At 38.5% G+C, this 23,187-nt stretch carries 23 protein-coding genes; 19 read left to right on the forward strand and 4 right to left on the reverse strand.

Features of this window, described 5'->3' with window-relative positions:
* Nucleotides 1-12 precede the first annotated feature (12 nt).
* The 18 genes from A8B79_RS13725 (at nt 13) to A8B79_RS13810 (ending at nt 16,581) form a co-directional block, all read left to right on the forward strand.
* Nucleotides 13-912, forward strand: a complete 900-nt coding sequence (locus tag A8B79_RS13725) for a type IX secretion system protein PorD (protein WP_066223752.1) — start codon at nt 13-15, stop codon at nt 910-912.
* 80 nt (nt 913-992) lie between these two features.
* Complete coding sequence (locus A8B79_RS13730) at nt 993-1,763, forward strand: electron transfer flavoprotein subunit beta/FixA family protein (protein ID WP_066223754.1); 771 nt, start codon at nt 993-995, stop codon at nt 1,761-1,763.
* An 88-nt stretch (nt 1,764-1,851) separates the two neighbouring features.
* Nucleotides 1,852-2,826, forward strand: a complete 975-nt coding sequence (locus A8B79_RS13735) for an electron transfer flavoprotein subunit alpha/FixB family protein (protein WP_066223758.1) — start codon at nt 1,852-1,854, stop codon at nt 2,824-2,826.
* Nucleotides 2,827-2,897: 71 nt separating this feature from the next.
* Entirely contained in the window at nt 2,898-4,223 is a 1,326-nt protein-coding gene (locus tag A8B79_RS13740; RefSeq protein WP_066223760.1) for an FAD-dependent oxidoreductase, read from the forward strand.
* A gap of 29 nt (nt 4,224-4,252) precedes the next feature.
* Nucleotides 4,253-4,600, forward strand: a complete 348-nt coding sequence (locus A8B79_RS13745; protein ID WP_066223762.1) for a four helix bundle protein — start codon at nt 4,253-4,255, stop codon at nt 4,598-4,600.
* A 58-nt stretch (nt 4,601-4,658) separates the two neighbouring features.
* On the forward strand, nt 4,659-4,961 hold the full coding sequence (locus A8B79_RS13750) for a ferredoxin family protein (protein ID WP_076782615.1): 303 nt from the start codon (nt 4,659-4,661) through the stop codon (nt 4,959-4,961).
* Nucleotides 4,962-5,156: 195 nt separating this feature from the next.
* On the forward strand, nt 5,157-6,329 hold the full coding sequence (locus A8B79_RS13755; RefSeq protein WP_066223766.1) for an acyl-CoA dehydrogenase family protein: 1,173 nt from the start codon (nt 5,157-5,159) through the stop codon (nt 6,327-6,329).
* 111 nt (nt 6,330-6,440) lie between these two features.
* Complete coding sequence (locus A8B79_RS13760; RefSeq protein ID WP_066223768.1) at nt 6,441-7,568, forward strand: 6-bladed beta-propeller; 1,128 nt, start codon at nt 6,441-6,443, stop codon at nt 7,566-7,568.
* A gap of 121 nt (nt 7,569-7,689) precedes the next feature.
* Nucleotides 7,690-8,898: an acyl-CoA dehydrogenase gene (locus A8B79_RS13765; protein WP_066223770.1), complete on the forward strand. Its 1,209-nt coding sequence runs from the start codon at nt 7,690-7,692 to the stop codon at nt 8,896-8,898.
* A 225-nt stretch (nt 8,899-9,123) separates the two neighbouring features.
* Nucleotides 9,124-9,660 carry a peroxiredoxin-like family protein gene (locus tag A8B79_RS13770; protein ID WP_066223772.1) on the forward strand — a complete coding sequence of 179 codons (537 nt, stop codon included), beginning with the start codon at nt 9,124-9,126 and terminating at the stop codon, nt 9,658-9,660.
* Between the two features lie 37 nt (nt 9,661-9,697).
* Entirely contained in the window at nt 9,698-10,015 is a 318-nt protein-coding gene (locus A8B79_RS13775; protein WP_066223774.1) for an antibiotic biosynthesis monooxygenase family protein, read from the forward strand.
* Between the two features lie 636 nt (nt 10,016-10,651).
* Nucleotides 10,652-11,221 carry a uracil-DNA glycosylase family protein gene (locus A8B79_RS13780; RefSeq protein WP_066223776.1) on the forward strand — a complete coding sequence of 190 codons (570 nt, stop codon included), beginning with the start codon at nt 10,652-10,654 and terminating at the stop codon, nt 11,219-11,221.
* Nucleotides 11,222-11,294: 73 nt separating this feature from the next.
* Complete coding sequence (locus A8B79_RS13785; protein WP_066223778.1) at nt 11,295-12,446, forward strand: cytochrome-c peroxidase; 1,152 nt, start codon at nt 11,295-11,297, stop codon at nt 12,444-12,446.
* A gap of 106 nt (nt 12,447-12,552) precedes the next feature.
* On the forward strand, nt 12,553-13,059 hold the full coding sequence (locus A8B79_RS13790; protein ID WP_066223780.1) for a DinB family protein: 507 nt from the start codon (nt 12,553-12,555) through the stop codon (nt 13,057-13,059).
* A gap of 71 nt (nt 13,060-13,130) precedes the next feature.
* Nucleotides 13,131-14,075 (forward strand): alpha/beta hydrolase family protein, encoded by a 945-nt coding sequence (locus A8B79_RS13795; protein WP_066223781.1) that lies wholly within the window; start codon nt 13,131-13,133, stop codon nt 14,073-14,075.
* Nucleotides 14,076-14,195: 120 nt separating this feature from the next.
* Nucleotides 14,196-14,714, forward strand: coding sequence for a GNAT family N-acetyltransferase (locus A8B79_RS13800; protein ID WP_201118620.1), 519 nt, complete (start codon nt 14,196-14,198; stop codon nt 14,712-14,714).
* 28 nt (nt 14,715-14,742) lie between these two features.
* Nucleotides 14,743-15,642, forward strand: coding sequence for a carbon-nitrogen hydrolase family protein (locus A8B79_RS13805; protein ID WP_066223782.1), 900 nt, complete (start codon nt 14,743-14,745; stop codon nt 15,640-15,642).
* 12 nt (nt 15,643-15,654) lie between these two features.
* Nucleotides 15,655-16,581 carry a 2-hydroxyacid dehydrogenase gene (locus tag A8B79_RS13810; RefSeq protein ID WP_066223785.1) on the forward strand — a complete coding sequence of 309 codons (927 nt, stop codon included), beginning with the start codon at nt 15,655-15,657 and terminating at the stop codon, nt 16,579-16,581.
* Here A8B79_RS13810 and crcB read toward each other — a convergent pair.
* The 3 genes from crcB to ppc form a co-directional block, all read right to left on the reverse strand.
* Nucleotides 16,578-16,970, reverse strand: coding sequence for a fluoride efflux transporter CrcB (gene crcB / locus A8B79_RS13815; protein WP_082894192.1), 393 nt, complete (start codon nt 16,968-16,970; stop codon nt 16,578-16,580). The two genes, A8B79_RS13810 and crcB, sit on opposite strands and share 4 nt — an antisense overlap.
* Nucleotides 16,971-18,047, reverse strand: coding sequence for a branched-chain amino acid aminotransferase (locus tag A8B79_RS13820; protein ID WP_235603742.1), 1,077 nt, complete (start codon nt 18,045-18,047; stop codon nt 16,971-16,973).
* Nucleotides 18,048-18,123: 76 nt separating this feature from the next.
* Entirely contained in the window at nt 18,124-20,919 is a 2,796-nt protein-coding gene (gene ppc, locus A8B79_RS13825; RefSeq protein ID WP_066223789.1) for a phosphoenolpyruvate carboxylase, read from the reverse strand.
* 86 nt (nt 20,920-21,005) lie between these two features.
* Between ppc and A8B79_RS13830 the strand changes: the two genes are divergently transcribed.
* Nucleotides 21,006-21,590, forward strand: coding sequence for a DNA-3-methyladenine glycosylase I (locus tag A8B79_RS13830; RefSeq protein ID WP_066223792.1), 585 nt, complete (start codon nt 21,006-21,008; stop codon nt 21,588-21,590).
* Between the two features lie 47 nt (nt 21,591-21,637).
* Here the strand turns inward: A8B79_RS13830 and A8B79_RS13835 are convergent, their stop codons facing one another.
* Complete coding sequence (locus A8B79_RS13835) at nt 21,638-23,059, reverse strand: MBL fold metallo-hydrolase (RefSeq protein WP_066223793.1); 1,422 nt, start codon at nt 23,057-23,059, stop codon at nt 21,638-21,640.
* Nucleotides 23,060-23,187: the final 128 nt, after the last annotated feature.

The raw sequence follows: 23,187 nt of genomic DNA on the forward strand, positions 1-23,187 counted from the left end.
GGAAAAAACTAAGTGATTAAACCAAGATTTTACTTTTTAATATTATTCTGCTTTGTAACAAGCTCTTCTTTTTCGCAAGAATTCGAATGTGAGGTAAACTTAAATTATGATTTGTTGGAAGGAAATTCATATTCCTATCTGACTGAACTTGAAAGTCGTATTGAAGAGTATATCAATGATTACAACTGGACAGAAGCTCAATTTGAAGAGCATGAAAGAATTCAGTGTCAAGTACAATTGATCATTGAAAGTGGTAATTCCAACTTTGATTTCGGATCCAGAGTTATATTCACAGCTCGTCGCCCTATTTATAATACCGTCACAGAAACAACTTCCATTATTCTTTCAGACGAATTGTGGCGATTTAATTATCCCGAAGGACGAACTTTAATACATGATGAACTTCAATTCGATAACCTTACCGGGACTCTGGATTTCTTCATCAATATTATTCTGGGATACGATTTTGATAGTTTCTCAAAACTGGGCGGAACTGAATATTTCAGAAAAGCTCAACAAGTAGTTGATCTTGCGCAAACCACAGCCTCACCCGGTTGGACAAGAGCCGCAAATAATCGAAGAAATAAATTTACGCTCGTTACTGATCTGTTGAACGCCTCATACGAACCGCTACGTACTGCTTATTATTCTTATCACCGACTTGGTTTGGACCAATTTTCAGATGACCCTAAGCTGGCAAGACAAGAAATCCTGGATGCACTCACACTAATTAGAGACTCTAAACGCCGTGCAACAAGCAACTATCTGTTCGACCTTTTCTTTGACACCAAAGCCAGAGAAATATCCGGCATTTTCGGAGAAGCTGAAGCAGCGGTAAGACGTCAGGCGTACAGTATTCTTTTGGAAACAGATCAGGGGCATTTAACCGAGTATTCTAACCTACAGAATTAAAATACTTTTCTTTTGGTTTTGTATATTGTCGACCCAAAAAAGCGGTTACATTAATAACTACGAATTGCAAAACCATAAGAATGAAATTTTATATATGTATTAAGATGGTGCCCGATGTTTACGCACCACTTCAGATCAAAGAAGGCGAGCTAATCATGGATGCAGACCGAATGGTTTTAAATGCCTACGATGCATCTGCGGTTGAGGAAGCTTTAGTTTTAAAAGAAAAGCACGGCGGAGAAGTTGAAGTTGTTTGTATCGGCCCTGCAAAAGCTTCAGAAACTATTCGAAAAGCTCTGGCAATGGGAGCTGATAAAGCGACTCACATTCTTGCTACCGGCGATGAAGAATACGATTCCGCCAGTTATGCTAAAATACTTTCTGCTTTCTTCAAAGATAAAGAATACGATGTGATTGGATTAGGTAAACAATCTCAGGATACAGATTCAGGATTAACCGGAAGTATGGTTGCTGAACATTTAAGTCTTCCATACACTACGAATGCAGTTGGCCTTGAGGTTGAGAACGGAAACTTAGTCGTTAAACGTCAGGGAGATAGCGGTCAGGAAATGATCGAGCTTCCAACTCCATGTGCAGTTACTTGTTCAAATGATATGAACGATCCAAGAATTCCAAATCTGAAAGGAATTATGGCTTCCAAGAGAAAGCCTATCGATCAGGTTGAGATTTCATCTTTGGGAATTGATGAAACTGAATTACAAGCTGATACTAAAGTAACTTCATACGAAGAAAAACCTGCCCGTCAGGCCGGAAAGAAATATGAAGGCGAAGCTGAAGAAGTAGCCCGCGAAGTTGCTCAGTTATTGGATACTGAAGCAAACGTACTATAATTAAATTATTAATGATGGATTCTGAATTTTGAATAGATTAATTCAAAATTCATCTCTCAAAATTCAAAATTTGACTGAAAGGAATTAAATGAGCACGATTTTAACATACATCGCAATTTCAGACGGAAAATTAAAGCGATCATCTTTGGAAGTATTATCACATTGTAAATCATTGGCTGATGCATCAGGCGCTTCATGTGAAGCTGTTGTTATTGATGCAAACGCTTCTTCTTTTGTGGATGGCATTCAAAAGTACGGAGCTTCTAAAGTTCATGTTGTGGAAGACCCGATCTTCAAAAACCACATGAATACACCTTTGCTGAAAGCTTTGTCTAAAGTGATGGCTTCTGTAAATCCATCTGTTTTTGCTTTTGCTTCCACAGAGGGCACCAAAGATGTTTTGGGAGCTTTAGCTGCTAATCAAAACGCTGCAGTTATTGCTGACGTTGCTTCCTTCGAATTGATCGATGGCGGAGTAAAAGCAAAACGACCTGTAATGGCAGCCAAGATCATGAACAACACCGAAGCTAAATCTGAGAAGGTTTTGGTATCCGTTCGTTCAGGTTCTTACGATCTGAATGAATCGCTTGAATCTGCAGAAGTTGTAAATGTAGATTTCAGCATGGATGATTCTGAAATGAAATCAACTCTTCGCGAAATCATTTCTGCTTCAGGTGACACCATTGACTTGAACGAAGCTGAGGCTATTGTAGCTGCAGGTCGAGGGGTTAAAGATGAAGAAGGGAAAGCGTTGATCTCAGAACTTGCTTCTGTACTTAAAGCAGGGATTGGTGCTTCAAGAGCGCTTACAGAATCCGGAGTATATGATCCAAGTTTGCAAATTGGTCAAACAGGAAAAGTAGTTTCTCCTCAACTTTATATTGCCGTTGGTATATCAGGAGCAATTCAACACGTTGCTGGAATGGCAAACAGTAAGGTAATTGTAGCGATCAATAAAGATCCGGACGCACCGATTTTTGAAGTTGCGGATTACGGAATTGTTGGAGACTTGTACAAAGTACTCCCACCATTCATCGAAGAAATAAAGAAAATTAAAGGTTAATAGTAGTGAGATTTGAGTATTGAGCTATTAGTTTCTCAATACTCACAGCTCAATACTCAGTACTATAGAAAATGGAAGACAAATTTGACTGTATCGTAATCGGAGGTGGAGTTGCCGGCCTTGCCGCTGCAATGACATTAGCCCGAAATAACATGAAGTTCCTTCTCATCGAAAAAGGAGAATTTCCGGGATCAAAAAATGTATCCGGTGGAGTTCTTTGGGGAAGTGACCTGAATAAACTCGTTCCAAATTATTGGGAAGAGGAAGACGGAGGTTGGGATAGATTTATAAATCATCGCCGTCTTACGTTCATGGATGAACAGTCATCATTTTCTTTGGATTTTAAATCTTCACACTTCAACGAAAAGCCTTATACAGGAGTTGTTGTTCTCCGTTCAAAGTTTGATAACTGGTTAGCCGGAAAAGTTCAGGAAGCTATTGACGCCAGTGATTTTGCCATGGATTCATTTATCGCCACAGATATTAAAGTAGATGAAGTGATCATGGAGAATGATAAAGCAGTAGGTATCAGAACCGGTGAAGATGAGTTTTTTGCTGATTCTGTAATTATCGCCGAAGGTGTAAATAACCTACTTACACGACAGGTTGGTTTACAAGATAAATACGTTCCTGCTGATCATATGCTCACCGGAATTAAAGAGATCATCCGTTTTGATCAGAAAGTATTGGAAGATCGTTTCCAGCTTAATGGATTGAGTGGAATGAGTAACGAATTTGTAGGATGGGCTACAAACGGTATCGAAGGCGGTGGGTTTTTATACACAAACCGCGATACCATTTCTCTCGGTCTTGTTTTAGGATTAAAAGACCTTCGGGAGAAGAAGCAAAAGCCATACGATGTTCTAAATCATTTCAAACAACACCCTACCATTGCTGATGCTATCAAAGGCGGTGAAGTTGTGGAATATTCTGCTCATGTTGTTTCATCCGGTGATTCCAGAGTGATGCCTAAAGAATTGTATAAAGATGGGATCTTACTAGTTGGCGAAGCTGCGAATTTATTGATGAATGCCGGAAAAGCGATTCAGGGAATGGATTACGCAATGCGATCAGGAATTCTGGCTGCAGAAACAATTGTAGAAGCAAAAGCTAAAAACGATTACACCTCCGCTACCTTAAAAGAGTACCGCAAAAAGATGGATGACAGCTATGTTATGAAAGATATCAAAGGTTTCCAGGATGCTGTTCATTTATTACATACTGATGTGATGCAGAATAAAGTGCCAAACTTGGTATGTGATTTTGGAAGACAATTCTTCAGCATCAAAAATGAACCAACTCCGAAATCTGAAAAAATGTTACTCGGAGCCATCAAAAGACATTCTTCCCTCTGGGAACTAGCGAAATTAGGATTTAAAGCGAGGAAATCACTTTAAGTGAAAAGATAAAAGTTAGAGGTGAAAAGATGATTAAGCTAAACCATAAAAAACTAAATGTATACAAATCCAGTATTGAATTGGTTAGTGAAATCTATAAGCTTACTAGCACTTTTCCTTCTTCTGAGAATTTTGGTTTAATAAGTCAATTAAGAAGAGCTTCTGTATCAATACCTTCAAACATTGCTGAGGGTTCTGCACGTTCATCTGATACTGAGCGCAAAAGATTTCTTCAAATAGCTCGTTCCTCACTAGTTGAGGTTGATACACAAATTGAAATAGCATTAACGCTTAATTATCTAAATGAAAAAGATATCGAGCATCTTTCGGATCTTTCGAACCAAGTATTTGCAACGCTTTCAAAAATGATGCAATGACAACACTTTTCAACATTTACTTTTCACTTTTACCTTTTTCACTTTTCACTTTCGAATCATGAAACTACTAAGCCTTCCAGAACGACTCGGACTTGTCAGTTACCGTAATCAAGCTAAATCTGAGATCAAACCTCATATCATTGTTGATACAGATATTTGCAACTCAACTTGTCCTCACAAATGCACTACATGGGTTTGTCCTGCTAATTGCTACACGATGGATGAAGCCGGAAAAGTTCACTTCCAAGTCGAAGACTGCATCGAATGCGGAACTTGTATGTATGCCTGTGATCAGGGTGCTGTGGATTGGAATTTTCCAGATCCTGAAATTGGCCGTGGCGTAACCTGGAATTTTGGATAAAAATATAGTTTTAAGGTGTGATGGTGTTATAGTGTTGCGGATTCACTTTTGTACAACCGCAACACTATAACACCTTAACACTATCCCACTAGTTCAAAATTTTACACATTCTTAAACGAAATTGGTACGCAAAAACGTTATTTTATGGAAGCGTTTCCAACAAGATTTTTCAATAACTAAAGACTTTTCAAAAAGATGGATACTGTACTAGAAAGAGAGCTCTCATTTGACCTCACTGAAGACCAAAAAATGATTCGCGACAGCGTAAAAGAATTCGTAGAACGCAACGTCGCAGACACTGTGATGGAAAGAGATAACAGCAAAGAATTTCCGCACGAAATTGTTAAACAATTAGGCGAGCTTGGAATGCTTGGAATCTATCACGAAGAACAATACGGTGGTGGCGGATTTGATGTAGTAAGTTTTTGCTTAGCATTAGAAGAAATTGCTCGTTGGGATGCTTCATTGGCTTTAACCGTAGCTTCTCATACTTCATTGGGAACCGGACATATCGCTGTTGCAGGTTCTCATGAACAGAAACTAAAGTATATGCCAGCTCTTACTTCAGGTGAGCAATTAGCAGCCTGGTGTTTAACGGAACCCGGTTCTGGTTCTGATGCTTCCGGCATGAAAACAACTGCAGTTAAAGATGGAGATCATTATATCATTAATGGTTCCAAGATCTTTATTACTCAGGGTTCTGTTGGAGATATTTACATCGTTCTTGCTAAAACTGATCCATCCAAAGGAACTAAAGGAATTAGTGCATTCATCGTAGAAGGAAAATGGGATGGAGTGAATCCGGGCCCGGGAATGCATAAGTTGGGAATGAATTCATCTGACACAACAGAAGTGGTTTTCGAAAACGTGAAAGTTCCTGCTGAAAATCTCCTAGGAGAAGAAGGAATGGGATTCGTCGACACGATGAAAGTTCTGGATGGCGGTCGGGTTGGTATCGCTGCACTTTCTGTTGGAATAGCTCGTGGCGCTTATGAAGAAGCTCTCAAATATTCTATGGAAAGAAAACAGTTTGGAACTGCTATCGGAAATTTCCAGTACATGGAAGGAAAGATCGTGGATATGGCAACAGAGATCGACGCAGCAAGATTGCTAGTTTTAAGAGCTGCTGTTCTAAAAGATAAAGGCAAGCCTTACACAGTTGAAGCTTCCATGGCTAAGTTATTTGCTTCAGAACTATCTGTACGAGCTGCATTGGAATCCATTCAAATCCATGGTGGATACGGTTACACCAAAGAATACCATGTGGAAAGATTCTTACGTGACGCAAAACTAATGACCATCGGTGAAGGAACTTCCGAAGTTCAAAGATTGGTAATTGCCAGAGAGTTAAAGAAAACGCTCGCATAATCTCTGAAACCCTTTTTATAAAAGCTCATAGCCTAACAGTTATGAGCTTTTTTTTATTGAACTTATTTTATGATATTGAACTTAAAATCGGTGATATATTTAAGTTCTACTATGAAAAATTTCTTAATTCTATTTCTACTATCTGGCTTTATACTAAGCTGTTCTTCTGATAAAAATACACCTGAAGAAAACCCAATCTATAATCCTGAATACGGAATATGGCAAGAGCGAGAAAACCCTCCTGTTGAATTTGAATTAGTTCAAACATTCGGAAGTGAGGACGCCACGAGCAAAGAATTGATTGGAGGCATCACTGCAATGTTCACAGACAATAATCAGAATCTGTATGTACTTGATGATCGGTTATCAAAACTAATTTCCTTTGACAAAAATGGAAAAGTAAGGTGGGCAACCGGTTCGAAAGGTCGGGGTCCCGGTGATTTTGAAAATGCCTGGAATATGATATGGGATGGAAAACTGACGATTTATATCTCCAATATTGCTCGTTCTCGTATTGATCTTTTTAATTTAAATGGAGAATTCCTGAAAACCTTAAGTGTCAATAATGAAAAATTGAAAGGAGTTAACATTCATGGATTTATGGAAAACAAAATGGTTGTAAGCAGAAGTATATCCGGCTCATTTGCAAAAGAATTCTTTTTCATTAATCCTGATAATCCCGATAGTATTTCATCCTCTTTTATTGTTGATTTAACTGGCGAGCTGAATATTCCACAAGGAATGAGTTGGTTTTCTAATGTTTCCATTTTGGAAGATCAAATGGTTGTAGCAGGTATATCTGAATATTCCTACTCCTTTTATAACATTGACAGCACTAAAACTAAAAAACTAACCAGAGATTTTGACAAAATAATGAGAGCAGGTTTCTTTCAAAATGATAATGGGAGGGCAATTGGAAGTATGGGTGGGTTGAATCCAATTCTAAAAGCAGGAAATGAATTTTATATAGCAACAGCTGCCTGGCCAACTAATATTGATGACCCGGACCAGTATATGAAAGACATGAATTCAGGCAAAAATATCAGAGCAGAATTTCGAAATACAACTGATATTTATGATCAGAATTTTCAACTTTTGTATTCAATTGAGTCAGATGAATTTATAAATCAAGAACTGGGATTAATCTCTCACTCTGATTCAGAGGGATTTGTATATTCAATAAATTTCTCCCCCTACCCTCATGTAAAAAAGTTTAAGCTTTCTAAAGCTGAATATTGAAACCTTTGACAGCCAAATTAAAAAAGACGCTTTCCTGAAGAAATAATTATAAATGTTGAATTATGAGTTTTAAATTATGGCGAAAATAAAGTCATAATTTAAAACTCAGTCTTTACGCTTCATGGCAAAGAACCTATTCAATATCGACGACGCACTTCTTTTTGAATCCGAATTGAACGAAGAAGATCGTTTGATCATGGAAACTGCCCGGGATTACGCTCAAAGTAAATTAGAACCCCGCGCACTCAAAGGAAATACCGAAGAATATTTTGATCGCGAAATCGCCAAAGAAATGGGCGAGATGGGTTTACTCGGTGTTACCATTCCTGAAGAATACGGCGGCTCTGACGCCAGCTACACCGCTTATGGATTAATTGCTCGTGAAGTGGAACGAGTAGATTCCGGTTATCGCTCTTTCATGAGTGTGCAATCTTCTTTGGTGATGTATCCGATCTCTACTTTTGGTACTGAAGACCAGAAACAACGATTTTTACCTAAGCTGGCTTCCGGAGAGATCATTGGTTGCTTTGGTCTTACTGAGCCCGATCATGGCTCAGATCCCGGATCTATGGTTACCACTGCTGTTAAAACAGATGGTGGCTGGATCATGAACGGTGCAAAGATGTGGATCACAAATTCTCCTATTGCTGATGTGGCCGTTGTTTGGGCAAAAGCTAAAGAGAATAAAGATGATGAAGGCGTTATTCGTGGATTCTTAGTTGAAAAAGGAATGGAAGGATTTTCAGCACCACACACCAAATTCAAAATGAGTTTACGCGCTTCTGAAACCGGTGAGTTGGTTTTTGATGATGTGTTCATCCCTGAAGAAAATGTATTCCCGGATATCAAAGGATTGAAAGGTCCGTTCATGTGTCTGAATTCTGCACGCTACGGAATTGCCTGGGGAACCATTGGCGCCGCTGAATTTTGTTACCAACGAGCTCGTCAATATACTTTAGATCGCAAGCAGTTTGGAAAACCATTGGCTGCCAACCAGTTGATCCAAACCAAGCTGGCAAATATGCTCACAGATATAACCAATATGCAGATGTTGGCTTTCCGTTTGGGCAAGCTTAAAGATGAAGGCAGAGATCATCCTTCCATGACATCACTTGCTAAACGAAATAACTGTGGCAGAGCCTTAGAGATTGCACGCATTTCTCGCGATATGCACGGCGGAAACGGAATCGTTGGTGATTACCGAGTGATCCATCATGTAATGAATCTGGAATCCGTGAACACCTATGAAGGTACTTACGATATCCATGGTTTGATTCTGGGAAGAGAGATTACCGGGATTCAGTCATTTACTCCAAAGGGAAATGAATGATAAAAGTTATTAGTTAATCGTGAGCAGTTATTCAACTCTTTGGTAATTAAAGCAATTTTCCTCCTTTCTAAGCTCTGCTTGGGAAGGCCAAATGGGAGCTCCTGCTCCCATTAACAATTTTAGCCATTAGAATTCTTTTGGATTATAGTTTTAAGTCATTCGAAACTATACATGGTTAGGTTTGTTTAAGTAAATAGTTAATGTGAATTAATTTTTTTACTGATTATGAAAACTTTAACCCCAAGAACTCAAACTCCAGATCTAAGTTTCCCACTTACAAATGGTGATACATGGAATCTCAGTGAACAAGATCCCAAATCTTTCACCATGGTTGTTTTCTACAGAGGTTTGCATTGCCCTGTTTGTAAAGGATATACTCAATCTTTAAACAAGCTAGTTGATGATTTTAAGGAACGCGGAGTTGAAACCGTAACTGTGAGCATGGATTCTGAAAAAAGAGCTAGAACTTCTGTTCAAGAATGGGAAGTTGATCAGCTTAAAGTCGGATATGACCTCTCAGAAGAACAAGCAAGTAATTGGGGCTTATATCTTTCAAATGCCATAAATGATAATGAGCCGGAGCTTTTTTCAGAACCGGGATTATTTTTAATACGCCCAGATGGTGAACTCTATTATTCGGCTATTAACTCTATGCCATTTGGTCGCCCTGTTTTTAAAGATATGCTTAGGGCAATAGACTTTATTCAAGAGAACGATTATCCTGCCCGTGGTGAAGTGAATGCAATGGAATTACAAGATTAAGCTTTTGGCTTATTCAAATACCTAAATATATAAGAAGATGATTGCCCGAATCTGGCATGGCTGGACAACTCCCGAAAATGCGGATGCCTATTACAAAGTTCTTACCGAGCAGGTAATTCCTCAGATTGAAGGTTATAAGATGGAAGGCTATCGAAAGATCGAGGTTTTACGGCGAGAGCATTCTGATGAAACTGAATTCATCACCATAATGTACTTCGACTCTTTGGAACACATCAAACAGTTTGTTGGTGAAGATTACGAAGTCGCTCATGTTCCCGAAGTAGCTCAAAAAGTGTTGAAGCGCTGGGATGAACGATCTCAGCACTATGAAGTGACGGATAGTTTTAGGTATTGAGTTGGCTCTAGCATTAATGGTTTTAATGTGAATTGTTCAAAAAAACATATGCCCTTAGTATTTAAGACGGAAAAGAGAACATGATCCGGACGCGTCTGCAAAGCAGGAATAATCCTTTCAGGTGAAGAGTGTACTAACTTTCTAAGAATGAACGAAGACCTTTAGGATTATTCAGCGCAGGATCAGTGAACCCGTCTTAAATACTTCGGCTTGATCTTTTGCTACTTTTGTATCAAGACAAAAGTAGGTATCCTTGTGCTAAGTTAAACCTTTTTATAGGGTTCTGTTGTCTGGCTCTGTGTACTTTTGTACCGCTACTGAGCTTCCTCAGTACAGGCGCCAGTACCAAAAGCTCCCGACAAGAATTATTGGTGCGAACTCCATTACATCGACTAATCATTACAAAAGGTCTTCGGTCATATGATACATATTCACAAATCAGCCTGAATGTAATGATTGCTCCTCCGGAGCCGTCGATTTCATTACGTTCTTGGCTCGCCAATAATTCTAAAGGTCGGTGTAGGTGTAAGGTTTTGCTTACCAAAAATGAAAATCTTTATCCAGTCGGAATAAAAGCCATTTCTTAAGATCCTGAAACACGTTCAGGATGACCTGTTTATTTTTATATATTCTTTCATGCAAAAACTCCTTCAGGAAATACGAGCTTGTTCTGTATGCGAGAAAGATCTCCCTCTTGGTCCGCGTCCAATAGTTGCCGCATCTCCGACCAGTAAAATTGCTGTAATTGGTCAGGCTCCCGGAACAGCTGTTCATGAATCCGGAATTCCATGGGACGATCCCAGTGGCAGAAGACTCAGAGAATGGATGGGAATTACGGATGAAGTCTTTTACGACCCTAAGAATCTGGCGATCATTCCAATGGGATTTTGTTATCCGGGCAAAGGAAAATCAGGTGACCTCCCTCCCCGGCCTGAATGTGCTCCGCTTTGGCACAAACCTCTGTTCGATTCCATCAAAGAAATAAAGCTTACCCTTCTGATCGGACAGTATGCTCAGAAATATTATCTGCAGAATAATATGAAAGGAACACTCACCGAAACCGTTCGTAATTATGATGAATACTTGCCTGAGTTTATGCCTCTGCCCCATCCTTCTCCGCGAAATAATATCTGGTTAAAGAAAAATGAATGGTTTGAAAGGGATCTTGTCCCAAAACTGAAATCCATTATTTCTTCCGCACTTTAGTTTTTTAAGAACTCTTAGGGGTACTCCATATTTAGTGTGTATTACGGGAAACATTCTCTCTAAATACGTTGCTATGAAAAAATATTCCCTGATCATTGTCTCTTCTATTTTTATACTCGCAGCCTGCGAAGAACTTGATTCATCCAAAGAAGAAATCGTTGATACTATCGAACTCAGCGAATATCTGAATCTTCCCGCTTCCGCTTATAATTATTCTGATATTGACGTACCTGATTTTTTCGATTTGCAACCAAATACCGAACAGGATAATACTCCCAATGATAATGGAGTGACTGATTGGGGAGCTACTTTAGGTCGTGTTCTTTTTTATGATAAGATTCTTTCATCCAACAATATGATCTCATGTTCTTCTTGTCATTTGCAGGAATCCGGTTTCTCTGATCCGGATCAATTCAGTGCCGGTTTTGAAGGTGGGCTAACCGGGAGAAATTCAATGGGAATTTCCAATGCCATGTATTATGAAAACGGTCACTTCTTTTGGGACGAACGAGCTGCTACACTGGAAGAGCAAGTTTTGATACCCATTCAGGATGAAGTTGAAATGGGACTCACTTTAACAGAACTCGTTTCTAAAGTAGAACAACAAGCCTACTATCCGGTTTTATTTGAACAGGTTTATGGAGATGATGAAGTTACTCCTGATCGAATTTCTAAGGCCCTTGCTCAATTTGTTCGTTCAATTGTTTCGTATCAATCAAAATACGATGTGGGCAGAGCTCAGGTAAATAATCCGGATCAGGATTTTCCAAACTATTCAGATCTCGAAAATCTGGGTAAAGATATCTTTTTTGGTGGACGTGGGGATTGCGCTCAATGCCATACTTCTGATCTTTTTGTGGGTGATGAAGCCAGAAATAATGGATTAGATGCCGTACTCACTGATCTGGGTCTTGGAGCTGTAACAGGGAATGCAAATGATAACGGGAAATTCAAAGTGGGTTCGTTGCGCAACATCGAACTAACAGCACCATATATGCATGATGGAAGGTTTGAAACCTTGGAAGAAGTTGTTGAACATTACAATTCAGGCATTCAAGCCAACGCGACTTTAGATAACAGACTTGAACAACAAAATTCCAATAATCCCAGAAGATTGAATCTTACAAATCAGGAAAAAGAAGCTTTAGTAGCTTTTATGAAAACATTAACGGATCAGGAACTTATTTCTGATGAAAAATACAGCTCCCCTTTTAAAGAGAACTAGAGAGATAGAAGTTTCCCACAAGCATAGGTGATCATTGGAAAATGGTTGCCTATTTTTTTTGTTGTTATTTACTTAATCTTGCTAACAAAATTTAAAAAAGAAGAGCATGAATTTAGTTGAAGAGTACCAATCAAATACTGAGACTTTCATCAAATTTATTGAAAACATTTCAGATGATATTTTTAATAAAAAACCTGATAAGAATACTTGGTCAGCAGCAGAAAACGTAGAGCATATCATTCGTTCAGAATTTGGGACTTCACGTTTATTTAATGCTTCAACAGAAAAAGATCCTTCAAGAAACACGGAAAGAAATATTCAGAAAATAAGATCTCAGTTCCGGGATCGAACCAAAAAATTGCAGGCTTTTGGGGTTGTTCTCCCAACGAACAGTGATAAGGATAAAAACGAGTTACTTGAGAAATTTAAAACTTCAAGATCTCAGGTTGTTGAACTCATAAAAGTTCAGGATCCGGATGAAATCTGTACCCGCTTCGAACATCCTCTCTTTGGTTTTATGACGAGAAGAGAATGGATTCACTTTAACATAGTTCATACAAACAGACACATTGATCAGATCAAAGAATTGGTTGTGAATTTTAGCAAAATATAGATTTCCAAATTTTTAATTTCCTTTTTATCCGTTATCCTTAGCTATTACGTTGTAGAAATAAAAAATAACTAATGAGATTCTTTTCGGTACTTCTGGCAGTAATTGTCCTTAATCCTATTCATTCTATTGCACAGGATTTACTTCGTACCAATATTACATTTGAAAGTGGTAGATTTACAATTCATGGAGAATTACTTTTACCTCAAAAAGCTGACAGTATTCCTATGATTATCTTTCTGGTTGGCTCCGGGGAAAACTCTTCTCATCGAACTATCTACAAAGATTTTGTAGAACAAAATCTGGAAGCGCTTTTTATAAAAGAAGGTTACGGTATTTTATATTTTGACAAACGAGGAGTTGGTGATTCTGAAGGTAAATGGCACCGGTCTAACATCTATGACCGGGCTGATGACACCAAAGCAGCCATTGATTATCTGAAAACCATCAATAACGTTGATGCTTCCCGTATCGGGGTTATCGGGCACAGTCAAGGCGGATGGGTTGCTCAGGTGGTTGGGTCGCTTTACAGAGACGATGTGAAAGCAATAGCATCGATAGCAGGTCCGGTTTTTGATGCTGAACTTCATCTCACTAATATTTATAACAGCGAATTTTTATGCGAAGGAGAAACCAAAGAAAAAGCCTTTGAAAAAGCCTCAAAAAAAGCTCAATCAGATATTAATTGGGTTTCTGTCTTTCCACTAAAAAAAGCGTGGCGACAGTTGAAGGAAATTGCAGATTTTGATCCTTCAAACGATCTTAAAAGAATAACTGATCCGGCACTATTTGTTTTCCCGTCTAACGACCATATGGTTTATCCGGGTTGGGCTCTTACTACACTAAATGAAACATTTCCTGAAGGTATTCCTGATAACTTCTCCCTCTCTGTTATACCGGGTGCTAATCATGATCTCAAAAATGTAGGGATGTGTTCTTCAAAAGAAGAGGCTAACGAAGCAATGTACTCCGACTATTTTCAGACCACTTTTAAATCCTGGGTTCTGAATCATCTGTAATCTTTGTATTCGGTCTGACTTCAAAGAAACTACCTCATACTCATTCGGAACTGCTTTTCCCTAATCTTATACTGATTATTATAAACTGCTAAGTATATTATATTTAATAAGAGAAGGGTTATGATTAACGTAGAAATAAGAGAAGAAAATGCTTCAGACTATGAAGCAGTAAGAACCGTATTACTTAATGCGTTTGAGAGTTCTGATGAAGCTGATCTGGTTGATAGAATTAGATCCAGTAAATTCTATATCCCTGAACTTTCATTAGTTGCTGTTCACAAGAAAAAGATAGTTGGTCATATTCTGTTTTCTGAAATTGAAATTCGATCAACCAAAAATACTTCTAAGACATTAGCATTAGCACCTGTTTCTGTAATTCAACAACTTCAGGGAAATGGTATTGGTGCAAAACTTATAATGAATGGGCTGGAAAAAGCTACTGATCTGGGATTCGATTCTGTGATCTTGCTTGGCCATTCTGATTATTACCCCCGCTTTGGTTTTGAGCCTGCTTCAACCTGGGAAATAAAGCCTCCTTTTGATGTTCCCCCGGAGAATTTTATGGGAATTGAACTTGTGCCTAAAGGTTTGGATAAAAAGAAGGGAATTGTGCAATATCCATCCGTTTGGCAGCTATAAGTATGTAATCATTTTCATACATTCTGGTATGAAAAACCCAACAGTATCCGTAGTTCAAGCTACACCGGTCCTTTTCGATCTAGAAAATTCTATCAGCAAAGTTGAATATTGGACTGAAAAGGCATCTAAAGAAAATCCAGATCTTGTTTTATTTCCGGAGGCTTTTCTTCCCGGCTATCCAAGAGGATTAACGTTTGGGACCAAAGTCGGAGACCGAAGTGCTTCAGGTAGAGAAACATGGCTCAGGTTTTGGGAAAATTCTTTGTCAGTTCCGGGAGCTTATGTTTCTGATCTATCCGGGATTGCTAAAAAGTATAATACATGGCTTGTTATTGGAGTAGTTGAAAAAGGAGATTCGGGTTCGCTTTATTGCTCTGTATTGTATTTCAATAATGAAGGAACGTTAGTTGGCAAGCACCAAAAACTTAAACCCACTGCTGCAGAACGTATTATTTGGGGTGAAGGTGATGGCTCTGATCTAGAAGTCTACAAAAGTGACTTTGGAAAAATAAGCGGACTTATTTGTTGGGAAAATTATATGCCACTTGCCCGCACATTCCTTTATGAACAAGGAGTGCAAATTTATTTAGCGCCTACCGCTGATCAAAGAGGCAACTGGCAGCATTCTCTTAAACATATAGCAGTTGAGGGAAGATGCTTTGTTTTGGGTTGCAATCAATATGTTAAGAAGAAAGATTATCCCGATCTTCCGGGAGAGGATATTTCTGAATTTGATGAGATCATGTGTAAAGGCGGAAGTGTTATTGTTGATCCCCTAGGAAATACAATTACAGGTCCTTTGTGGGATCAAGAAGGGATCCTGACTGCAGAACTTGACATGAACCTGATCACCAAAGCGAAACTAGATTTTGATGCAGTAGGACATTACGCCCGAAATGATGTATTTAAACTAAACAAACTAAATTAGTCTCAAAACTGAATGTCACTATTACTTATAGCACCAAACAGGGACTTAAAACAGCTCTCAGAAGAACTTCAAAATATCGATCCCAACCTTGAGGTCGATATTTGGCCGAAGGTAAAAAATAAAGACAGAGTTACCTTTGCTGTTGCCTGGAATCATCCTAAAAACGTGCTTGGGAATTATCCGAATCTGAAAGCAGTATCCTCACTAGGAGCCGGAGTCAATCATTTGTTGAATGATGAAAGTTTATCAGAAGAAATCAAATTCGCCCGGTTGATCACACCTTCATTAAAAAGTGAAATGGCTGAGTATGTACTTCAGGCGGTATTGGCTTATCGACAGCATACTACTCGCTACACAGATCAAAAAAGAGAAGCATTTTGGGATAAGCATAAGTTGATTCCTAAAGAAGACTCTGTAATTGGAATTCTGGGCTTGGGAGAAATGGGGCTTTCTATTGCTGACCTTCTCATATTAAATGGATATAAAGTTAACGGATGGTCCAGATCAAAAAAGGACGTTGAAGGCATTACTTCATTTAGTGAGAATGAATTGGGTGATTTTCTAAATTCCTCCAACATTCTTATTTGCGCGCTCCCCCTCACAGATAAGACTCATAGCATCCTGGATCTGGAGCTATTTAAAAAACTAAAAGAACCGGGATATTTAATTAACGTTGGGCGCGGACAGCACTTGATAGAAGAAGATCTTATTTATGCAATCGACACGGGAGTTTTAGCCGGAGCATGGCTGGATGTATTTGAAGAAGAGCCTTTACCGTCTAATCATCTTTTCTGGAACCGACCTAAGATAATGATTACTCCGCACATTGCCGCCGTTACAGCTCCCAAAGAAGCCGCTGAACAAATTATTGAAAATTATAAGAGAAGCTTATCAGGAATGGAAATGGTTAATTCTGTAGAAAAAGAAAAAGGGTATTAAAAGATCATTTTTACCAGAGAGTAACCGAGCCAAACGAAAAGCAGACCGAGTAAAATCTGACCACCAGCGTTTGCCAAGCCAAGTAATACTTCACCTTCTTTAAACAACAGAAATGAGTCGTTGGCAAAAGTAGAAAATGTAGTAAAACCTCCCAATATCCCGACAAATATAAAGAGGCGAAGTTCTTCATTTCCCCAGTTTTTTACAGCAAATAATGCCAGCAAAAAACCGATCAATAAGCACCCTATCATATTTGCAAAGTAAGTGCCGTACGGAAATTCAGAAGCCGGAAATCTGGACTGAACAATTTCAGAAATAATATATCTGGATGAAGCACCTAGAAATCCACCTGCTCCGACCATACATATTTTAAAGAGATCGATCTGCACTTAGACTTTTACAGTATGAATCCAGTTATGTCTGTCTTCGATTCTTCCATATTGGATTCCGGTGATCTCGTCATAAAGACTTTTTGCAAATTCACCGATTGAATCAATACCAAAATCGATCTTTCTCCCTTGATGATGAATCAAACCTACCGGAGATATTACAGCAGCTGTACCTGAGCCAAAAACTTCTTTTAAAGTTCCGTTTTCAGAAGCTTCAAATACTTCATCAATAGTGATTCTTCTCTCTTCAACATTGTAGCCCCATTCTTCTGCCAGAGAAGTAACAGAACGTCTTGTTATCCCGCCTAAAATAGAACCGGTAAGCTTTGGAGTGACCAAAGTGTTTCCGATCAGGAAGTGAATATTCATGGTCCCTACTTCTTCTACATACTTGTGTTCTTTAGCGTCGAGCCAAAGTACCTGAGTATATCCGTCTTCTTTAGCTTTTTTAGCCGGAAGGAAGCTTGCTGCATAATTACCTGCGGTCTTCACATCTCCTGTACCACCTACAACAGCTCTTACATATTCATTCGTAGTTGTTAAGGAAACCGGATTGAAACCCTCTTCATAATATGCACCTACCGGCGAAGTAATTATATAATAGCTGAATTTTGTGGAAGATCTGGCGGCCAAAAGATCATCTGATGCAAATACAAAAGGTCTTATATACAATGCTGATTGGTCCTGTGTAGGTACAAACCTGTGATCTAACTTTATGAGTTCTTCTAAAGCAGTTATAAACGTCTCATAATCCGTTTCAGGGATACCCATTCTTCTGGATGAGTAGTTCATTCTTTCAAAATGATCTTTGGGTCTGTATATGTTTATAGTGTCTTCATCCACATAAAAAGCCTTCATTCCTTCAAAAATAGCCTGACCATAATGAAGAGTGTTCAATGCCGGGCTAATTTGAACGGGCCCATAAGGTCTTATTAAAGGCTGACCCCAGGAACCTTTTTCATACTCCATAACAAACATATGATCAGAAAACTTTTTTCCGAACACGAGATTATCGAAATCGATCTCATGTATCTTGCTGTTTTCGTTAGGTATAATATTTATTTTTTCAGGGGTCATTATATCATTCATAGTTCATACAAAATAAAAGCTTTCTTGTTAAGGTAAAGTAGAATTACTGTAAATTTTTATTTCTTTACCCGGTACTCTGCATTGCTGAAGCTATTCCGTTTATATTCAGAAATATTACTTCGGTCAACTCATTCTTTTCTTGTTCACTTTCAGCATTTCTCCATCTTTTTAATAATTCCACCTGCAAAAAATTGAGTGGATAAGTGAACGGGTTTCTAAACTTGATCGACTTCTGTATAACGGGGTTATGGTCTAAAAAGTTCTGGATTTTTGCAATTTGAGTAATACTTTCTTTTGCACTTTCATACTCTTTTGCAATTTGATCGTGAAACTTTTGCTCATCTTTGTTATAAATTTCAGCAGTTTTTAAATGAGTTCTTGCCAATTCTCGTTGACTATTATCAAGTACTGTTCTGAAAAACACCCAATCATTAAACCATTTTTTGAAAATTTTATCATTTTCATCTGAACCTGCTAACATTGTTTTCAATGCTTCTCCGATCCCAAACCATCCGGGAATGTTATATCGAACCTGTGTCCATGCAAAGCCCCATGGAATTGCTCTTAGGTTATCGAAAACCATTTTCCCTGAACCTCCTCTTGAGACAGGTCTGGAAGCAATCGGCAACTTTCCAATGTGCTCTATAGGCGTGATGGAAGAGTACCAGTCCCAAAACAGATCATCATCAATTAATGATCGGTATTTTTGCATACTCAGCTGAGAGAGTTCTTCCATTAGTTTCTTTTCTGAGGAACCTTCTAAATAGCCTGTTTCTGTTTTTTGTGCTTTAGTAACATGAATCATTGCATGAACAATCTGCTCTAAATGTCGATGTGCAATTTCCGGTAATGAATACCTGAATGATAAAACTTCACCCTGTTCCGTAAATCTGATTTTACCATTGTTACTTACTGCAGGCATGGCCAGAATTGCTTTGTTAGATTGCCCGCCACCTCTTCCAATAGTTCCACCACGACCATGGAACAACCTGAAATCCACATTGAATTTTCTACATACACTTCCAAGATCAAACTGGGCTTTATCCAATGCCCAGTTGGCCATCCAGTAACCACCGTCTTTATTGCTGTCAGAATATCCCAGCATTATTTCCTGAAAGTTACCCCTTGCTTCTATTTGCTTAGCAAATACTTCATCTTCAAACATCTGTGCCATTAATTGGCTACTGGCTTCCAGATCTTCTATAGTCTCAAAAAGCGGTATAATATCCAGATCGGTTTGAATCTTTCCATTAGAATAGCTCCACAATCCTATTTCTTTGGCAAGGATCAATACTTCCAGCATATCACTAACTCCATGAGTCATGCTTATGATGTACCCTCCGAAAGAGTCTATATCTAAAAGCAACATATCCTTAATCTCTTCAAATACAGAAAGTACTTTTTCTGCCACTTCAGAGCGCTCGCTCTTAAAAGTGCTCAAAGGTCTGGGATTCTTTAGTTCTTTAGACAGCAGCTCAATTTTTTCTTCCTCTGTCAGTGAAGAGTAAGTTTTATGTACACCGGCTTTAGAAAAAAGCTCTTCTACAGTTTCTTCATGGAGTTTACTATGCTGGCGAACATCCAGTGCATTCAGGTGGAAGCCGAAAGTCAATGCACGGTCAATCAGATTCCTTAACTTTCCCTGTTCTGCGAGCTCCTCTAAGTCAGATTCGATCAAGCTGTTTTTTATCAGCATCAGATCGTTTATAAAGCCTTTTGCATTATAGTCTTCAGCAACTTTCAGTACCTGAGGTTTTTCAGCATTAAGAACTTCGATCTGTTTTTGAACCTTTTGCATCATGTGTGTCACTTTCCTGCGGTAGGGTTCTCTTTGATATCTTCTTTCATATACATCAGGAAGTGGATTTACCATCTCCTCTTCTTTGAGAGAAGCTTTCAGTTCTTCAGAAATTGAAATTTCCTTGTAAGAAATACTCAGATACCTTCTCAAAAGGTTAAGTTCTTCCATGTATTTTGTAAGTACGGTGCGCCGTTGCTCTAAAATAGTTTCCCAAGTCACTGAAGAAGTAACATTTGGGTTCCCATCTCTGTCGCTGCCGATCCACGAACGATATTTCAAAATATTAGGAAGGTCAGTGCTTTTACCGTAATAAGTTTCTAAAGCTATGCGGATGTCATTATACACGGTTGGAATGGCATCCCAAATGGTCGTCGTGAAGTAATACATTCCATTTTCTACCTCATCCTCTACCGACATTCTTTCTGCCCGTACTTCATCCGTTAATTGAAGCAAACGGAGTTGATTTCCAATATCCTTCTTTAGCAGTTTGGTTTCATCAGCAGTAAGAACATCATGCCCTAACTTGTTGATCATGGAAGTTATCTGATGCTGCTTGGTTAAAATACTTCTTCTCTGAGCCTCTGTAGGATGAGCGGTTATGGTCGGCTGAATATCAATTTGCTCTAATACGTCAATAACTTCATCAAAAGAATATCCATCTTTTTTCAAAGAGTATATAGCCTCGGCAATGCTTTCATTTCTCGGATGTTCTTCTGTTTCTTCAAATTCACGCTCTCTGTTTATTCTGCTTATCTCATGTTGCTCCAGAGAATTCACCAAATGAAAGAACGTTGTATACATCCTTAAAACTTCCTTAGTATCACCCAAACTAAGATTTGAAGCATAGTTCTCAATCTCATCTTGAGCTTTAGAGTCATTATCTTCTAATGCTGATTTTGCCAATACCGGTAATTTCCCGAGATTTTTCACAAATTCTTCTCCGAATTGATCTAAAGCCAATTCTTCCAGAAATGCTGTAAGCATATTAATTTGTCTTGCCAGGTTTTCGTTGATCCCGCTTTCTTCAGCCAGTTTCTGTACAGTATCTTTCCAGTGCATTAAATTCCGTTTGATTTTTGTGAGTGAGTTTGAGTACTCTAAAATAACTAATAATTCTTGAAGCTTTTAGGTTCAAATAAAATTATATGAATAATAAAAAAAGATGTGAGTGGGCAACGGGACAATTCAAGGAATATGTAACCTATCATGATGAGGAATGGGGTGTTCCTGTCCATGATGACCGAACACATTTTGAGTTTTTGATACTGGAAGGAGCTCAGGCCGGCCTAAGTTGGGCAACGGTTCTCAAAAAAAGAGAAGGGTACCGAAAATCCTTTGCAGGTTTTGATCCTGAAAAAGTAGCTTTGTTTGATGAAGAGAAAATTCAGGAATTGCTTCAATTTGAAGGAATTATCAGAAATAAACTAAAAGTAAGAAGTGCGGTAACCAACGCTCAAAAATTCCTTGAGGTTCAGAAAGAGTTCGGCAGCTTCGATAATTACATCTGGCAATTTGTTGACGGAAAACCCATCGTTAATAATTGGAAAAATATGAGTGAAGTCCCGGCTACTTCTCCGGAATCAGACGCCTTAAGTAAAGACTTAAAAAAGCGTGGATTTAAATTTGTGGGCAGCACGATTATGTACGCTCATATGCAAGCTTGCGGATTGGTGAATGATCATACTGTAGATTGTTTTTGCAGAAAGAGAGAATTTGGAATAAGTAAATAGGGGAATTAGGAATAGCTTTTAGACGCTTATTCCTAATTCAATCATTCTTAATTCTTAATTCCTTTCCCCTCAAGCCACGGATCAACTGCATCATTGATATACTGAACTACAAATCCTTCTTTCTCCAATAGCGCAGAAGCTGCTGCTGCTCTGGCTCCTGATTTACAATGCACTAAAACGGGTTTATCAGTCGGAATCTCTTCTAAACGATCCACTAGCCTTGTATGGGAAATGTTTAAAGCTTGTGGATGGTGTCCTTCATCAAATTCTGATTTCTTTCTGACGTCCAACAAATTATACTCATCTGAAGGCATTAACTCATCTACTTTTTCAAAATTGATAGTTTCAGTAGAAAATAATGTACCGCTCTGATTTTTAAATTCTTCAAGATGTTCCGGTGTTGCATATCCTTTTATGTTATCCAAACCTATTCTTATTAAGTCAGTAACAGCTTCATCGATTTTATTTTCATCAATGATCAAATAAATATCTTCGTCATCAGAGACATACGATCCGACTATAGTATTAAATGTTTTGTTGAAAGGTGCGTACAAAGCACCCTGAATATGACCATTCATAAAAGCCATCCTGTCCGGTCTTGTATCCACAATAACAGCGCTGGATGTACGTGTTGCCCCGATCATACTTTGGATGCTTTTCTTTTCCGGAACAGGAACCTCTCCTAAGATCTTTGGCCCTTTCTTGTTATCTCTTTTCATTCTTGCGAAATATAACGGAGGTTCAGGCTGCCCATCCAAAATGTAATCCACAAAATCCTTTTCTGAGATTGCTGCTTTTATGGAACCATTGAATCTCTGTTCATAACCAACAGTAGATTCAGGAACAGCACCTAATGCTTTACCACAAGCGCTTCCTGCTCCATGTCCCGGCCAAAGCTGTAAATATTCCGGCATCGTTTTAAACTTTTCAATCGACTTGTACAGCGTCTTAGCAGATTCATCCATCGCCCCCACTTCTCCTGCTGCAGTCTCAAGCAAATCGGGTCTGCCCACGTCACCTACAAACACAAAGTCTCCGGAAAGCAATCCCATGGGCTCATCAGTAGTAGCGCCATCTGTAACCAAAAAGCTGATGTGCTCCGGAGTATGACCGGGACTGTAAACCGTGGTAAATTTTATATTTCCGATACTGAATTCATCGCCATCTTTTAATAATTGATGATCGTATTTACTGTCAATTACCCACTCATATTTCCAGTCCTTATCACCTTCATCAGATACCAGGATCTTAACTCCGCTTTCTGCAAATTCTCTGAGACCTGATAAATAGTCCGCATGAATATGAGTTTCAGTAGCGGCAACAATTTTAAGCTTATTTTTTGATGCTATTTTTTGATAGCGATCAATATCTCTCATTGGATCTACTATAATGGCTTCGCTCGATTTCTGGCAACCGATCAAATAGGCGTATTGGGCTAGTTTTTCTTCAAAAATTTGTTGGAAGAACATGAGTTAGGATAAAAGTTCAAATTTCAGACAAAATAACAAGAAAACAGGTAACTAAAGAAATGTAATTCCCGTATTGATTTTGCTAACAAAATTTTTTGATTTTGAATTAAAATCATTCATTTTAAAGG

This window comes from Balneola sp. EhC07, from assembly GCF_001650905.1.
Classification (GTDB): Bacteria; Bacteroidota; Rhodothermia; order Balneolales; family Balneolaceae; genus Balneola.

Excerpts from the sequence above, each read along its gene's own strand:
- A8B79_RS13730 (WP_066223754.1), top strand. The coding sequence starts at position 993 with ATGAAATTTTATATATGTATTAAGATGGTGCCCGATGTTTACGCACCA.
- A8B79_RS13735 (WP_066223758.1), top strand. The coding sequence starts at position 1,852 with ATGAGCACGATTTTAACATACATCGCAATTTCAGACGGAAAATTAAAG.
- A8B79_RS13740 (WP_066223760.1), top strand. The coding sequence starts at position 2,898 with ATGGAAGACAAATTTGACTGTATCGTAATCGGAGGTGGAGTTGCCGGC.
- A8B79_RS13745 (WP_066223762.1), top strand. The coding sequence starts at position 4,253 with ATGATTAAGCTAAACCATAAAAAACTAAATGTATACAAATCCAGTATT.
- A8B79_RS13750 (WP_076782615.1), top strand. The coding sequence starts at position 4,659 with ATGAAACTACTAAGCCTTCCAGAACGACTCGGACTTGTCAGTTACCGT.
- A8B79_RS13755 (WP_066223766.1), top strand. The coding sequence starts at position 5,157 with ATGGATACTGTACTAGAAAGAGAGCTCTCATTTGACCTCACTGAAGAC.
- A8B79_RS13760 (WP_066223768.1), top strand. The coding sequence starts at position 6,441 with ATGAAAAATTTCTTAATTCTATTTCTACTATCTGGCTTTATACTAAGC.
- A8B79_RS13765 (WP_066223770.1), top strand. The coding sequence starts at position 7,690 with ATGGCAAAGAACCTATTCAATATCGACGACGCACTTCTTTTTGAATCC.
- A8B79_RS13770 (WP_066223772.1), top strand. The coding sequence starts at position 9,124 with ATGAAAACTTTAACCCCAAGAACTCAAACTCCAGATCTAAGTTTCCCA.
- A8B79_RS13775 (WP_066223774.1), top strand. The coding sequence starts at position 9,698 with ATGATTGCCCGAATCTGGCATGGCTGGACAACTCCCGAAAATGCGGAT.
- A8B79_RS13780 (WP_066223776.1), top strand. The coding sequence starts at position 10,652 with ATGCAAAAACTCCTTCAGGAAATACGAGCTTGTTCTGTATGCGAGAAA.
- A8B79_RS13785 (WP_066223778.1), top strand. The coding sequence starts at position 11,295 with ATGAAAAAATATTCCCTGATCATTGTCTCTTCTATTTTTATACTCGCA.
- A8B79_RS13790 (WP_066223780.1), top strand. The coding sequence starts at position 12,553 with ATGAATTTAGTTGAAGAGTACCAATCAAATACTGAGACTTTCATCAAA.
- A8B79_RS13795 (WP_066223781.1), top strand. The coding sequence starts at position 13,131 with ATGAGATTCTTTTCGGTACTTCTGGCAGTAATTGTCCTTAATCCTATT.
- A8B79_RS13800 (WP_201118620.1), top strand. The coding sequence starts at position 14,196 with ATGATTAACGTAGAAATAAGAGAAGAAAATGCTTCAGACTATGAAGCA.
- A8B79_RS13805 (WP_066223782.1), top strand. The coding sequence starts at position 14,743 with ATGAAAAACCCAACAGTATCCGTAGTTCAAGCTACACCGGTCCTTTTC.
- A8B79_RS13810 (WP_066223785.1), top strand. The coding sequence starts at position 15,655 with ATGTCACTATTACTTATAGCACCAAACAGGGACTTAAAACAGCTCTCA.
- A8B79_RS13820 (WP_235603742.1), bottom strand. The coding sequence starts at position 18,047 with ATGACCCCTGAAAAAATAAATATTATACCTAACGAAAACAGCAAGATA.
- ppc (WP_066223789.1), bottom strand. The coding sequence starts at position 20,919 with ATGCACTGGAAAGATACTGTACAGAAACTGGCTGAAGAAAGCGGGATC.
- A8B79_RS13830 (WP_066223792.1), top strand. The coding sequence starts at position 21,006 with ATGAATAATAAAAAAAGATGTGAGTGGGCAACGGGACAATTCAAGGAA.
- A8B79_RS13835 (WP_066223793.1), bottom strand. The coding sequence starts at position 23,059 with ATGTTCTTCCAACAAATTTTTGAAGAAAAACTAGCCCAATACGCCTAT.